This window comes from Halobacillus sp. GSS1, assembly GCF_017307035.1.
In the GTDB taxonomy this organism is placed as follows: domain Bacteria; phylum Bacillota; class Bacilli; order Bacillales; family Halobacillaceae; genus Halobacillus; species Halobacillus litoralis.
On record NZ_JAFLHE010000005.1, the window covers coordinates 157437 to 172701 of the forward strand.

A 15265-nucleotide genomic window follows, 5' to 3' on the forward strand; every position below is an offset into this window, starting at 1 on the left:
TGAAGGAATTTATGATTTTCTGTACAAATCTTTCTTCATGGCGTAATTTTTGAAAATCGCCCATAGTAATGTATCGGTCCTGTTGACCTGCTTGAAGCTGCGCGGGAAATTGTATTCCATTTTCTCCAATGTTTCACAATGGTTTATGAAACCATTGCGGTCCCATTCGACAAAACCTTCCGCTGTTCGAACTTTCGGTTCAGCCAGCTTCCCTTTATATTCATTCAACCGGAGAAAACCGTCGAAAGCAATCGCTTGAGAATCAAAGACCTCTGTTGCTTCGACTTTTTTCGCATGTTGGGCCGACGTATCGACAAGTACATTGATCGCACTGGGTGGGAACGCACAGTTGATTTCGTACATGCGGACCTTCCCACGGAAGTCTTCCATCTCTTGAAGCGTATCGCTCAGCAGTTTCGCTGTTGCCGTGTGGTCGACGTGCGCATCTATATATGGGGTACAATAGATCAACTCTGGCTGGATCGTGTTGATTTTTCCCTTCAACATTTCGATGCTTTCTCTTGTACTTTTCACTTGTCCGTCCGGCTGGTTCATATAGGTGACACTCGTTAGACCAAGGATTTCTTTGACTTTGTCGATTTCATCGCGTCTTAGCGCCATCAACTCTTCGGAACTATGGTCGGACACACTGCTCCCTCCATCAGTGATGAACAGGCAGTGGATGTTCGCGCCTTGTTCCGCATGTTGTCTAAGCGTCCCTCCAAGCCCGATGGTTTCATCATCCATGTGAGGAGCGAGGACGAGCACATTGTTCACTTTTTCATTCTTGACTGCTTCCATGTCCCCGCTGTAATGCCGGCCGAGAATCACGTTCGTGACCGGTGCATTGACGGGGCGCACGGCGTTCATGAGAAGCTCTTTTTTATTCATGAAGCTCCTCCTTTCTTTTTGCGTCTTCGGACTTGATTTAATAAGAACAGAAAGGCATCGGCTTTTAATAGGAAAGCCGTTCCTGCAAAAGCGGCTGCACCAACAATAGCTACGAGGATGATCTGAACAAGGTTCGGCAGGTTGCCAATCCCTTGCTGCAGTCCGAGAACCGCACCGCTCATAACGAGTGCTGCTGCTGTAATTTTGGCATAATCGATGGTGATGTACTTAAAGTCGAGTCCACCCACAAGTTTTACAAACACGATCAGGCAGGCCCCTGTATAGAAAAGAGCCATCAGAGAAGCAGCAAGCGGAATACCTAAGTACCCGAGCCACTCAGCGAAAATAAAGTTGAACACGATGTTCAAAAGAATCGAACCGAGGCTGATCATCAGAATCAGGTGACCTTTTTTCATCGTATAAAAACCTTTGTTGATGATGTTATTCAAGCTGAAGAACAACACCGAACCAAAGTAAAAGTATGCCACCTGAGAAGTAGCCGCTGTCGCTGAATTGTTAAAGGCTCCCCGTTCATAGAAAAGCTCAATCAAATTCGGCATCAAAAGCATCATGCCGATAATGGCAGGCAGGAGAACGAGGTACATCGTCGTGAGACCTTTCTCAATCCCCTTTTTAAACTGCCCTGTATCGTTCGTCGTAATCGCTTTGGACAACATAGGGAAGATGATCGTCGCAATCGTCACGCCAAAGATCCCTTGAGGCATGTGCACAAGGTTCTTCGCATAGTTGATGTACGTGACCGCCCCTTCGCCCTGGTAACTGGCGAAGATCGAACCCACCATCAGGTTCACCTGTCCAACCGCGACCGTCAATCCGACGGGAAGGAAAACCCAGTAAAACTTCCTAACCTCAGGCCAATCCATCTTTTGTTTCAGTGACAGCGCCCTCTGCGGGATGACAATGAAGGACTTGAAGATCAAAGAAAAAATCGTTCCGGCCAGGTACCCGAAGGCCAGCGAATAAGCTCCAATTTGATTGGCAAATAAGAAAGCTCCGAGAATGGAACTTAAAATAACGATAATCTGAGAGACAATCGACAAGGCAAACCTGTTTTCCGCATCGAAAAAAGCTTCTAGAACGGAGTTCATCCCGACAAATGCAATACAGGAGAAGAAAATCACCGTTACCCAAGTCGCGATTTCTGTCGCCGGCTCGCTGAAATCAGGGTAGAACAGACGGATCATCAGCGGAGCAAGGAGCATTCCGAGAATGGAAAAGACCAATGCTAATCCAGCTGTCCCCTTAAACACTTGTCCCAAATGGGATTTGCCTCGCTTTTCGTCCTTGGCATCGATGTAACTTGGCACGAGTGCATTCTTCATCCCGTTCTGCATGAACAAAATCAGCATATTGGGAATGATGAAGGCAGCCAAATACGCATCGGCGATGTAACTGTCACCGAAGTAATAGGCGATGACCATGTCGCGGAGCAGTCCGGACACTTTCAGAATCAAGGTCGCGCCGATAAATAGTATGCTTGCTAAGCCTAATTTAGATTTCAATTTCTAACCCTCTCTTAATGCATGGCAACTGGAGTAGAATGCTATGTATAACTATAGTCCATACTTTTCGATTTTACCATAACCTTAATAGAATCGTAATCGTTCGGTCATATCTTTTCCATTATCATACAAAAACACCACAACCTTGCACCCACTCCCTATTCCCAGCCCGATCTTTTTTTAACCTTCTATTAACTATTTTCACCTTTAATTACTTAAAGGTCTCAATTGAGAAAGACTCAGTTTCTATACTTTTCGGGGTTCGTTGCTTAGTTGAGCGTCAGGTGGCGCTGGGAAGCTACTCGCTTTCCTGTAGGGGAGTGGCGAGCTTCCTCGGGCTAAGCCCTGCGGGATCTCGCCTACCTCCTTTCTCCCACGGGAGTCTCGCAGCTTCCCAACCCCATTCGATACATGTGAGAAACGAACCCCTCCCCCTAGAAGGTTTTCCTTTCACTACACTCGTGCTGTAAGCAGGAAGTACTTTGAATCAAGCATTAGGATGACAAATACAAACCCCGACGTGCTGGAATTACTCGCTTCAGCCAAGTTGGAAATAAGCGGTTTCCGTAAATGATTTCGAGACACTGATATGGAAAAGGGGCGGAGGGGAATGGGGAGACTCCTGCGGGAAAAGAGTGCTTGATGAGACCCCGCAAGGCGACAGCCTGAGGAGGCTCAACGCGCTCCCGCGGAAAGCGACTCATTCACCGCAGCCCCCATACACCCAACAAAAGCCTCGAAACTAACCCTACAAGAATTTTTACATTTACTTTCATAATGGAAATCACCTCTATCACTTACCAGCCTTCTATTAAAACTGAAAATGTAAGGAGGTAGAAAAAGAACGGCCTTCATGAGGAAGGCCGTTCTTGGTTCGTTAGCGGATTTTTAGGAGCTCATAAGCTGTTTCATCTGAAATAGCTGCATCTCCGCCTAGGTAATATTGTTTTGGACTGATAGGCAGTCCTTGCATATACTTGCGGACACTTGATGGTACATTGTCCGTTCTTGTCAGAATAATCGGGGACTCATAGGAAGCTGCCATTGGAGAAGCGGCCAGGGCGTCTACGATTACTTGACCTCTTGCGAAGAACACATCTTCAATCCTGCGATTGTTGAAGTAACGTTCAGCAATTTGAACACTCGTGCTGTAACGATCGTCGCCGGAGACACGTTCGACTTGGCTCACTAAGGATTTCAACTGTTCTTCCACTTTCTGATGAACAGCTCCTGTACCGCCGATAATCGTTGCTTTCTCCACTCCATTTTCCTGGATGAACTTCACAATGTTGTCCTCCAGTCGATATGGAAGTGTCAAAAGGATCGGGGTATGCTCCTGCCCTGCATAGGATGCGATGGACAAAGCATCTGGAGATGTCTCTTCAGATGTCGTGATGAAAATTTCATCCACATTGATATTTCTGCTCAACTCATCAGCGACTTCATACGCTGTTTCGAATCGAGTTTGGCCTGAAAGACGCACGACATTCCCTGCACCGTACTCATTCTCCAACTGTGTTTGGACAGTAGAAGAGACGGCCGCCTCACTTCCAAGAAGATAAACTTTCGAAGGATCCATCCGCTTCAATTCTTTCTTCACCGTCTCAGGCAGTTCGTCTGTCTGAGTCAAAAGAAGTGGTGCATCGTGATAAGAAGCAAGCACGCTTCCTGTCAATGAATCAATCGGGAGATCCCCACGTCCGATGACGGCTACATCAGGGTTGTTCCAGTGCCACCCAAAGTTTGAAAGGGCTGCACTTGTTTCATATCGATTGATTCCTGAAAGGCGGTACGCGTTCGGTTCCTGCTTTTTGGACAAGTAGCTCGATGCGACATACCCTTTCACGCCACCCGCTGTTTCAACCGGGTACCACATCCAGTGTTGGGTATTGCTGTCTGCTCCTACGGGAACGTCTGTGATGGTTAATGCATCACCTTGGGACAATCCGGTAAGGACAAGACCATTCGGAGATTGACGCAGGTTTAAACTTCCGGCAGTTACATAGACCTTCTCTCCTGGACGGAAATAGTGCTTGGACGTGTGAACAGGTCCATCTGTGTCTACATTATCTACGCCAAAGGAAAGGAGACCATCTGAATCCGGGTTCAGTTTGTGTGTCGGGAATGGAGTCAGATTTAGCAATCCATAGCTCCTGATACGACTGAAAATCTTCTCTTGATAAGCGATATAACCGTTCGCTATCGGGTCGTTCCTTTGTGATAAACCATTATAAGCGAGGATGGCAAAGTACCAGTTCTCAATGGCCTCTCGATCGCCACTGTTTACGGTTGGAATTAAATCATGATCGGCATAATTCCACTTCGTTTCAAGAATTTTCAACCCTTCACGGATATTGTAACGAATGTCTGTGGCTAATTTCGTAATTTCTTCCTGACGCTCTTGGTCATCCGTGATGAAACGATAATCAGACACTTGCATGATCCCGATACCGATGCAATCATAACCAAGTTTCAGGTTGGTTCCATCCCAGGCCATGCCTCGTGTTTTCTCTTCGGTACACTGGCTTTCGTAATGGTCGACAGGTGTACGTCCTGTATCCCAATATTGCTGCCATCCGCTTTCCTGGAAGGCAATCGCTTTGACGATTTCAGGAGGGATATCGAAGTTCTTCGCTTCTTCCGTGAGCATGCGATTGATCTCTGCATAACTCGGGTTCTCATACTTTTCATTGACTTCTGTACTGCTTTGAGTAGTGACAAGACTTTGCGCAGACAACTTCTCCTGCCCTTCTTGCTTTGTGACCTCACCCGTTCCAATGGTAAAGACATCATTTAACACGGACGAGGGTTCTGTACTGATATCATCCTGATCATATTCTGGATAGGAGATTTCTAGTTGATCGTCCTGAAAATCAATCGTTGCTCGATCATAGCTTTGAGATTCATAGACTTTTTCTATTCCATCCTGCTTGACTTGATAGACATCAAAATACAAGCTGCTGGCCGATCCTCCGGCTCTATAGATAACAACGAGAGATTCTTCACCGACATAATGCACGTCTGTAATTTCGGCCATTTGTTCCGTTTCTTCTATTACTGGTTGACCATTTTGTTCAATTTCAATCGTTGTGTTCCGTTCATCCCTTACGACATTTACTTCCGTCGTTTCATTCAACTGAATAGATTTATTGCTCTCCTCTACAATCCACGTCTCCGATTGTTCGGCACTGATTGCAGCAGGAAGCAAAAGACTCGTGGCTAACAACACTGAAGTTGAAGTAATAAATTTTCTTAACATCCATACCGTCCTTTGCAATTTTACTTGATATCAATCAATTTGGAGTTCATGGTATAACCATTCTCTCCTTTGTCCTCAATCTTTTCTTTAATCAGACCGTAATCCGGGGCGTAGTGGAACGTAGATCGGACTTCGGCTCCAGAAGAGTCCGCTTTTTCTATCTTCTGTACGACTAATACGTTCTCAAAGTCACGGACTGGTGTTGACGTTGTCTGTTTGTCATCAATGAGCTTGAATGAACTGTCGGATTGGCTTGATTGTGTGACATCGATAAGAACATCGACCGTTTCTACCGGCTTGAACCCACCCAGCATGCTTGCTGTATCTTCTGGGTTGAACTCCTCATACACAACCGATACCGTACCTTCCGTCCACTGGAGCACTTGAAGTGTGACCATATCCCCGAATGTGATGACTTGCTGAACATAATCACCCTGGATATCTACAATCTCATAAACGGCTTCATATTCATCGTTCTGCATAAATGTCTTCGTCATCGGCTCTTTAGGCATATAGGCTTTCAAACCCACGTTGGATGTTTGTTCTTCTTTTGTTTCTTCTTCAGATGCACCTTCATTTCCTGAAGCTTCAACCGTTTCTTCCTCTGATTCTTCTGCTTCTACGTCTGAATCTTCGGTCGCTGCTTCTTCGCCGGAATCTGAGTTTTCTTCTTCCTCTGGCTCTGTAGAATCCGTGCTCTCTTCCTGTTCCTTACTTTCATCTTCTACGCTTTCAGGGTCCTCTGTCTTCTCTGTCTTCTCAGCCTCGGCAGGCTCTTCAGATGTGCTCTGATCTGCCTGTTCACTTTCCAAGCTTTCCGGATCTGCATCTGCTGCACAAGCGCTTAAAATAAAAGCGACGGACAGCATGATGGTTAACAGTTTCTTCATCGACACCTCTCCTTTGCTGTATCCAGGATGCATTCTTATTTGAGGTAACCAGCAATTTCATCACGTTGAGTGTTGCCAACGACTCCTCCTATAACTCGGAGATTTTGAACAACATTTTCAGTTCCATACCAGCTCAATGTTTTTTGAAGCTCTGGATTCAAGTCATTTCCTACTAAGATAAGTGGTGCTTTCGTGCGGGCTGAAATGGCGGATGCCGTTAATGCATCCGGATAATTACGGCCAGTGGCTACAAGCATTGTGCCAGAACGCATATCATCTTTGAAATAGTCTAGGGTTGCAGCTACTGTTTCGTAACGGTTTATACCGGACAGGCGGACCACGCGATCCCCACCGTTGCGTTCAATCAATGTTTCTTCCACCTCTTCTGAAATGACCGCCGTTCCTCCAAGGATGGCTACTTCCTTGCCATGAAGGAACTGAAGACTTTCTTCAGTGATTTCCTTTTCATCTGTCAATACAATCGCCCATCCGTTAGCTGCTGCGATAGAAGATGCTTCAAGCGCGTCAGGGAAGCTTGTACTTGAGGCAACAAATACTCCCTCCACATCAGACAAACGGTTGTTGATTTCTAAATTGGACTGAATGCGGTTTTTACCGGAAATACGCTCGACGGTATAAAGACTGCTTAATTCATTTTGAACTTTTTCTGAAATGGCGTTGGTTCCACCAAGAATGACGACTTTATTAGCGTTCAGTCTTTTCAGTTCTTCTACTACAGCTGGGTCGAGGCGGTCGTCCCGATTTAATAGAATCGGTGCATTGCCCAAGTCTGCTGCCAGCGGCCCTGCAGAGAGAGCATCTGCGAATTCATAAGCGGTCGCTAGAACAACGGTACGCTCTCCATCTTTATTGAAACCATTAGGGTAAAGGCTCTTCGATACTTCAACAGCCGTCTTGATCCGATCTTTACCGGCAAGTTCTGATGAATTGAACATATACTGATAGTCAGAAGAGCTGTTGTCCCATACCACTTCTTCTGTTGTTCGGTTTCTGACCTTCGTATTCTTCCATTCTTCCGCATAGGCAATCGCTTTTTCCTCACGGTAGAAAGTGTTCAATACACCCTTATCTGTATGAACGACTTCGAATTCTTCACTTAAATAGTTACTCCAAATCACTTCATCTTTTTCTTTCTCAATGACCGCTGTATTTTTCCAATCCCCAGCATAGTCAAGCGCTTTCTCCAAGCTGTGGAACCCTTTCAGTACACCATGGGAAGAGTGGACAACTTCATAAGCTTTGGCTAAGTAATCGGACCAGATGACTTCCCCTTGTTCATTATCTACAACTCTTACATTGCTTGACTTCTTCGCAAACTCTAAGGCTTTATCCCGAGTCACAAACAAGCGGTCACTGGATTGATCCTTCTCGTGATAAACACCATATCGTTTACTGGTATTTTCATAGATGACTTTCTGCTGGTATTTGTCAAAAACATAGGCGTACTCCATGTTTTCTGCATGGCTGATCGCTTCTTCTTTTTTACTTGTCAATTTTACTTTTTCACCTTCGTAGTTGAAGACCTCATATACACTGAAATAGCTATCAACCGCTTCGGTCACGGATTGGACCGCTTTTTCCTGAAAGCTTTCCGTTTTGATGAGCTTTTCTTCTGTCGGGTTCGACATGTAACCAAACTCTAACAATGCTGCCGGCATAACGGCATTTCTTGTTACATATAAGTTACTCGGAACCATCCCTCTTCCTTCTCCAAGTGGTGTACCGTCCAGAATATAACGGTGCATCGTTTGTGCCAGACGTTTACTTTCTGGTGCATATTCAATTTGTTCTGGAGATGGTGGGTAGGTCGAGCTTATATTGTTCATATCAAAATAATAGGTTTCATACCCTCTCATGTAAGGGTTTGATGGTAGGGCATTTGAATGAAGAGAGAGAAATATCGCATTATCATGATCATCCTTTGCCGATTGATCCGCGAAATCCACTCTTGCCTGCAGGTCATCATGTAAACCATAGGCGAAATGGCTGTCACTTGTGCGTGTTATATGTACGTTGTAACCTTTCGCTTCTAAAGCATCATATAGCTTTTTTCCGACTTCCAAGTTGAAGTGCTTTTCATAATATCCCGTAGATCCTCCAGAATAACCCGTGGTACCTGAGAATCTTCCACCGTGACCCGGGTCGATAACAACAGTCTTCTCTGCACTCGCTTCCGCCGCTGGGTAAAGAACAAAAAGAGTAAAAAGCGCAAAAAACAGCAACATATACAGTCTTTTCATAATAGCCTCCTAATAGGGTTATATTTTCATAGTTTTCCTTGAAAACGATTAATCTGGAAATTAATTTCCATAGATTTTTCTTTTGGGTATCACCTCATCTTTTTAAAAATGCGATCGATGTTCTTCTCGGGTTGTTTATGTAAGTTTTGGTTTACTTTAAATCGGGTAGTAGAATTATAGGGTAGGTATGTGCAGGTATAAGAAATGTTTAAAATGGAACGAGCACCCAATGGAAACATCATAGATTCTTATCAAACGATCTCAAAGATTAGAAGAATCTCTTCCTATATGTAATATCGGACGATTCAAGAAGATTGTTGAACACACCCGGAAATTTTTATCAATTTATAAATGAAATGGAATGAATATGTCGAAATTAGTCAATCAAATTACAATATGTAATTATATATAACACAAATGTAACTAACAACCGTTCCTTTTCGAACTTTTGCACTTTTTCCTTTATTCCATACAAAAGTATCATATCCCCTCTGGAAGATTTGAACTAGAAATGGGGATTTTATTTGTTTCGGAAGAAAAAAAGAGCACCTGCACGATAGCAGGAGCTCTAAGTAATACCTTTCAGTATTTATCCGTTATATTCAAAGGTTCTAATATTTCCTCCTCCATAATAGGAGCTAAAGTCCTTGAGAATGTGGCTGTCATGTGGTTACTATCGAAATGAGTAACGACATTTCCAACAATGTAATAACAATAATCGTCATCACAGAAAGAGTCTGTCACGTCAACGGTTGTTACATTCGGCGGCGGATTTTCCATACTCAATGGACTCGGGTCTCTTATGACTTCATCACGCGCAACCTTACATTCTCCCGGGTTTTCTGTATTTTCATTAATACAATCAAGTGTGCTCTCTTTATACCACGGAGTATCTCTCACTAATAGTAAGGGGATATTCTCTTCATTGAAGTATTCCCAGGCTTCTACAAACCCTTCAGATACTAGATCAAAATCCTCCTTAGGACTTCCTACATCCCCTACTGAAAAAATCAGATCGGGGTCTGAGGTACTTAATTCATCCATTACAGATTCAAACCAGTCATCACATTCAGAAAAACCGTCTCTACTCTCTGTCGTGAACCTACAGTTTCCCTTTAAATAAGTCGTGATCTTAATCGGGTAATCTTCAGCAATCTCTTGCAACATCGGAAGCCAATGGGCAGAGTGAGAACCACCCACCAGGGCAATCGTATGCGTGAAGTTTTCCATGCTGCCGTACTCACACACCTTCACTTCTGTATCCCCTTCGCTCACAAGACAACCATCGGGGTAGATATCAGCACGGTCCTGGTAAGCAACGTCCAAACCAGGCTTAAACGGCTCATCAAAATCAAGGTCCTTTGGAGATAGCCCGTCCATAGCCATAACCTTCGCCCCCGGATGTTCCTCCATTTCGGTTCCGATATTTACTTCCGGCCCCTCCTTACTAAAGGAGGTCTGTCCATAATAGACGGTGGGAATAATGATAATTGCAGCTACAACCGTAATGACGGAAGCTGTTTTTCTAACCGAAACCTGCATACTTCGAATCGGCTTTTCAACGAAATGGATGGTCAGATAAGCGAAAATTGAGGCTAACCCAATAATACCTAGACCGTCAAAGAAAGAAACACTTTCCAGGTCGAAATAGGCATAATAGAAAATAAGCAGAGGCCAATGCCATAAGTAAAACGCATACGAAATGCCCCCGAACTTAACCAGTGGCTTCCAACTTAGAACCCTGTAGGCACTAAGACGCTCCACTTGATTCCCGGCCACAATGATTAATACTGCAGAAAACACAGGCCATAGCGCTGCATATCCGGGAAAGATACTGGATACCTGAAAAATGATTCCACCGCTTAACAAGCCAAAGAGACCACTCCAGCCAAATACCCATGCCAAAGGTTTAGAAACCGTAATTTTATGGATCGTCAAGGCCAGAATACCACCAATTCCGAATTCCCACACACGAGTGAAGGTATGGTAGTAAGCAACCGGTTGGTTCACATTCGTTAAGTAAACAGAATAACTAAACGAAGCAACAATAATAACCCCTATAGTTAAAAGGAGAATGTGATTAAACTCAGCTTTTCTAAACAAACGATAAAAGGTGAGGGTTATGAAAAACAACACCAACCATATGATATAGAACTGAAATTGAATACTTAATGCCCAAAAGTGTTGAAAAGGTGAAGCACCATTATTTTGAGCTAAGTAATCGACAGCATCCGTAGCAAGCCGCCAATTCTGAAAGTAAAAGGAAGAAGCAATAAATTCGCTCAACACTTGATACCTTGTAAAAACAGGTAAAACTAAAAAACTAAATGCGAAGGTAGCTATTCCTATCAACCAGGCTGTAGGCAGCAAACGCTTCAACAGCTTTATGATGTAGGAGAAATAGAAAATGCGGCCATTTTTTCGATACATCGATAATAATGAGGTGGTAATCAAAAAGCCTGACACAACAAAAAATACATCCACACCACCAGAGACCCGATTAAACCAAATATGATAAATCGCAACTAGAATAGCAGCTACTGCCCGTAAACCTTCCAGCTCGAATCGGATTCGTCTAGGATTATTTAATTGATGCAAAAAACCCACTCCTATTGAAAATAATTCAAAATCCTACACCATAATATCACAAACTACAAAATATGTAATACTAGATTTTAAGACTACATCCACTTCCTCATTTTCATTCCTCTCAATCTCCTATGCGCGACTTTCTACACACCTTTCGCTTTTAAACTTCAAACAAAAACGAGCTTTTTGAATGGCAAGGGGAAACCATTCAAGCGAAGGCAGAGTACTGAACCTTATATTTATGGACACAAAAAAACAGCTGCTTTTAGCAGCTGCTCTTCTCTATTTATCTCGCCATACTTTCAATAGGAAGGCAGGAAGTTTAATCTGCCTTTTAATCCTCCACGGTTCAGCAATGAGCCTGTACAACCACTCCAAACCGAAGCGTAGGAAGAAATCCGGTGCTCTCTTGATTCTTCCTGAAATGACATCAAATGATCCACCCACACCCTGAAAGATGCTTACATTCAACTCATTCATATGATCCACAATCCAATATTCCTGCTTTGGACTGCCGAGGGCTACGAAAAGAATATCCGCCTGTGATTCATTGATCGTCTGTATGACTTTTTGTTCATCTTTCTCATAGCCGTCCAAAACGCCGGCGATTTTCAACCCTGGGTATTTGCGAACCAGTTCGTCTTTCGCCTCTTCTGCGATCCCAGGCTTCGCCCCGTAAAGGAAGACTGATTTATCATGCTCTTTTGCCTGTTCACAAAGCGTCAACAGCATATCAATCCCCGTCACGCGTTCTTTAATGTTCCCTTTTTTCAAGCGGGAGGCAACAAGCACACCAACACCATCAGGAATTTGATATGTCGCTTTGTTTAAGAGGTTCTTTAAACTCTCATCCTCCTGAGCTTTCAAAATCTTCTCCGGATTGATGGCTACGATAAATGACTGTCTTTTATGATTGATGTCGTCTATGACATTTTTCTTTAACTGTTCGTATGAATGACTACTGACATCCACACCTAAAAACTGTTCCTTCATATCGTCACCTTTTTACACATTCTTGGAATCGCCGAGGCGCTTGGTCACAAACCCGGCTTCTTTCCAGTGGTCAAGATTCAGGCAATTTTTTGTATCGAGCACAACGCGATTACTCATTTTCTCCTTGATCGAGGCAGGGGTAAGAGCTTTGAATTCATCATGATCCGTCAACACTACAAGAATGTCGGCTCCGTCCAACGCTTCTTCCATATCCTGCGTCTGATTGGATGCGATGTTCTCTTTAATGTGAGGATCATACGTTGTAAAGCTGATTCCCCGCTCCACCAGCTCCAGAATCACCTTCAAGGAAGGACTCTCGCGGTGGTCGTCAATGTTCGCTTTGAAAGACAGTCCGAAAAGGGCCACCTTCGGATCCTGTATGAATTGATCTTTCATCAATTTCTCCACTTGATCTGCTGTGTATACAGGCATGTTATCGTTCGTGTTACGGGACAGTTGTATAATCTGTGAAAGATCTGGTTGAAGCTCTGCAAGGAACCACGGATCGACTGCGATGCAGTGTCCCCCTACACCAGGCCCTGGGGTATGAATGTTGACACGCGGGTGATAATTGGCAAGCTTGATCGCTTCCCATGAGTTCACTCCGATGCGGTCACTGATCATCGCAAGTTCATTAGCAAAAGCAATATTCACATCGCGGTACGTGTTTTCAATCACCTTCGCCATTTCAGCGGTTGTAGCATCCGTCAAATGGATGTTTCCTTTTACAAAGGACTCGTACAACTCTTTGGTCATTTGAGAAGACTCTTCATTAATACCGCCGACGATCCGGTCGTTATCTACGAGCTCCTGAAAGACCTTCCCTGGAATGACACGCTCCGGTGAATGTGAAACGAACAATTGCTTTCCAATTTCAAGACCGGTTTTCTCAAGTACAGGCAGCATTACGTCTTCAACTGTACGTGGAGGCACCGTGGATTCAAGAATAACTAAGTTCCCTTCTTTCACGAAAGGAACAATGGCTTCAGTTGCTTTTCGGACATAATCAAGGTTGGCTGTTTTATCTTCCTTGATCGGGGATGGAACAGCAATGACGAAAACATCCGCTTCCGTTGGTTCCATAGATGCTTTGAAATTCCCGGCATCCACCGCTTCCTCCAAGCGCTCCTGCAGTCCGTTCTCTTCTATATGAAGCTGTTTCGCATTGATCATTTCCACAGCTCTTTGATTGACATCCACTCCATGGACTTTATGACCGTGGATGGCAAACATGACGGAAGTCGGAAGACCGATATAGCCTAATCCAACCACACAAAGTGACTTTTTCATACAACATAACTCCCTTTCTCTTCCACCTACAACTTCGTAGACATCTATTTTCATAAAAGTTTTATTTATACATCTTTCCGTTCGTACTTTTCTTTATATCATTCGTTAAATTTGATGCTTTATGACGTTTTGTTCCATTTATGATAGACCACGACAATTTTCATCCCTTTCCCTCTTCCCGTCCTGCTTGTTCCTTTAAACGTCATTTCAAGCAAAACAATCAACCATAACTCAAACAGGAGAAGGCATTCATTTCCCCTTCATGTAGGAATATCTGGAGGCATTGGGCGGGTATTGTCATCGTGGACCATTGATTGATAGAACGGAATTTTTAATGACATGGTCGACAAAGAAAGCCAATACTCTCCAACATTCATTATATCTGATTCATTTCAAGTGCGCTATTCCTGCGTCCAATCTTAAATGAAAAGTCAAAAACTTGTAATGAAGTGGTCATGCGCGGGTGATCATTTTTTTGATATACTCTTATGAAGTATGCTTTAACAAAGAAAGGACGACACATGATGACAGTTCGACGCTATCATAAGGGAGACGAAGACCAAATCCAAACCCTTTTCAAGAAAACATTCAACCATACACGTCCATTGGCTGTTTGGAAATGGAAATTCATAGAGAACCCTAAACAGGAGCGCCCCTTTATTCTTGTATTCGAGGAAGACAATCAAATCCTCGGTCATATCAGCTTGTGGGTGACAGATGCCTACTTGAACGGTGAAAAGAAAAAGGTTGGCCTTCGTGTGGATACAATGGTGGATCCGGATGCACGCGGGAAAGGGATTTATAAGAAGCTTAATGATGCGCTTTTAGTAGAAGCGAAACAAGACGGAATCGACTATTTATATGGATTCCCTGCCCCCAAAGCAAAAGAGTTATTTTTACGATACACAGGGGCAAGTCATCTGACAGACATGCCACGCTGGATGTTGATTCAGAAGCCGATCCATTTGCTGGCTTCCAAGTTCTCACCTCTTGCCATCTTTAAACCTTTGGACCGGATCTTTCAATCGTTTAAAAAATCGAAATTTCACACAGGTGGGTATGAAGTGAGAGAAGTGAAGCGTTGCGAGATAGAATTTGATCAGTTAGCTGAGAGGTCAAAGCACGCGGAACAAGGGTTGGTCGTCAGGGATGCCACATATTTAAATTACCGTTACTTTGACCATCCCGAGCACCAGTACAAAATGATTGGAATCTATGAGGACCGCCGATTGATCGGTTATGTGGTTACGCATCAAATTTCCGGTTCCTTTGAAAATGGTATGCTGGTGGATTGGCTCGCTGAAGATGAAAAGTTATGGCCTGTCCTTTTAGCTGCGGTCCGGACCGAATTAAAAGATACAGATGTGATTCAATCCTGGGCGTTGACACACACGCTTGCCGCCAGCACTTTAAAACAAGACGGATTCATTCATAAAGATAGTCCTATGCCGCTCGTAGGAAAGGCAATCGATCCTTCTCTAAGTTCGATGGACGATGCCGACCAATGGTTCATCACCCCGGGGGATGTGGACTCCTATTAAAAAAAAGCTCACTGACCCGTAAAGTCAG

9 protein-coding genes are annotated in these 15265 nt (G+C 43.9%); 1 reads left to right on the forward strand and 8 read right to left on the reverse strand.

Translation table 11 applies throughout. The features are described from left to right. Positions 1-9: 9 nt before the first annotated feature. The 8 genes from J0K78_RS12425 to J0K78_RS12460 form a co-directional block, all read right to left on the reverse strand. On the reverse strand, positions 10-891 hold the full coding sequence (locus J0K78_RS12425; protein WP_206947374.1) for a PIG-L deacetylase family protein: 882 nt from the start codon (positions 889-891) through the stop codon (positions 10-12). Beyond that, positions 888-2414 (reverse strand): murein biosynthesis integral membrane protein MurJ, encoded by a 1527-nt coding sequence (gene murJ / locus J0K78_RS12430; protein WP_206947375.1) that lies wholly within the window; start codon positions 2412-2414, stop codon positions 888-890. Before murJ ends, J0K78_RS12425 begins: the two co-directional genes overlap by 4 nt. Positions 2415-3291: 877 nt before the next feature. Further along, positions 3292-5673 (reverse strand): cell wall-binding repeat-containing protein, encoded by a 2382-nt coding sequence (locus J0K78_RS12435; RefSeq protein ID WP_206947376.1) that lies wholly within the window; start codon positions 5671-5673, stop codon positions 3292-3294. 20 nt (positions 5674-5693) lie between these two features. Beyond that, positions 5694-6563 carry a hypothetical protein gene (locus tag J0K78_RS12440; protein ID WP_206947377.1) on the reverse strand — a complete coding sequence of 290 codons (870 nt, stop codon included), beginning with the start codon at positions 6561-6563 and terminating at the stop codon, positions 5694-5696. A gap of 35 nt (positions 6564-6598) precedes the next feature. Then, entirely contained in the window at positions 6599-8824 is a 2226-nt protein-coding gene (locus J0K78_RS12445; RefSeq protein ID WP_206947378.1) for a cell wall-binding repeat-containing protein, read from the reverse strand. Positions 8825-9406: 582 nt separating this feature from the next. Further along, a complete protein-coding gene (locus J0K78_RS12450) occupies positions 9407-11422 on the reverse strand; it encodes an acyltransferase family protein (RefSeq protein ID WP_206947379.1) in 2016 nt (671 codons plus the stop codon). Positions 11423-11695: 273 nt separating this feature from the next. Next, positions 11696-12406, reverse strand: coding sequence for a WecB/TagA/CpsF family glycosyltransferase (locus J0K78_RS12455; RefSeq protein WP_160911087.1), 711 nt, complete (start codon positions 12404-12406; stop codon positions 11696-11698). Between the two features lie 12 nt (positions 12407-12418). Next, positions 12419-13696, reverse strand: a complete 1278-nt coding sequence (locus J0K78_RS12460; protein WP_206947380.1) for a nucleotide sugar dehydrogenase — start codon at positions 13694-13696, stop codon at positions 12419-12421. A gap of 524 nt (positions 13697-14220) precedes the next feature. Between J0K78_RS12460 and J0K78_RS12465 the strand changes: the two genes are divergently transcribed. Then, positions 14221-15237: a GNAT family N-acetyltransferase gene (locus J0K78_RS12465; RefSeq protein ID WP_206947381.1), complete on the forward strand. Its 1017-nt coding sequence runs from the start codon at positions 14221-14223 to the stop codon at positions 15235-15237. The last annotated feature ends 28 nt before the right edge of the window (positions 15238-15265 follow it).

Excerpts from the sequence above, each read along its gene's own strand:
- J0K78_RS12435 (WP_206947376.1), bottom strand. The coding sequence starts at position 5,673 with ATGTTAAGAAAATTTATTACTTCAACTTCAGTGTTGTTAGCCACGAGT.
- J0K78_RS12465 (WP_206947381.1), top strand. The coding sequence starts at position 14,221 with ATGACAGTTCGACGCTATCATAAGGGAGACGAAGACCAAATCCAAACC.
- J0K78_RS12460 (WP_206947380.1), bottom strand. The coding sequence starts at position 13,696 with ATGAAAAAGTCACTTTGTGTGGTTGGATTAGGCTATATCGGTCTTCCG.
- J0K78_RS12440 (WP_206947377.1), bottom strand. The coding sequence starts at position 6,563 with ATGAAGAAACTGTTAACCATCATGCTGTCCGTCGCTTTTATTTTAAGC.
- J0K78_RS12445 (WP_206947378.1), bottom strand. The coding sequence starts at position 8,824 with ATGAAAAGACTGTATATGTTGCTGTTTTTTGCGCTTTTTACTCTTTTT.
- J0K78_RS12425 (WP_206947374.1), bottom strand. The coding sequence starts at position 891 with ATGAATAAAAAAGAGCTTCTCATGAACGCCGTGCGCCCCGTCAATGCA.
- J0K78_RS12455 (WP_160911087.1), bottom strand. The coding sequence starts at position 12,406 with ATGAAGGAACAGTTTTTAGGTGTGGATGTCAGTAGTCATTCATACGAA.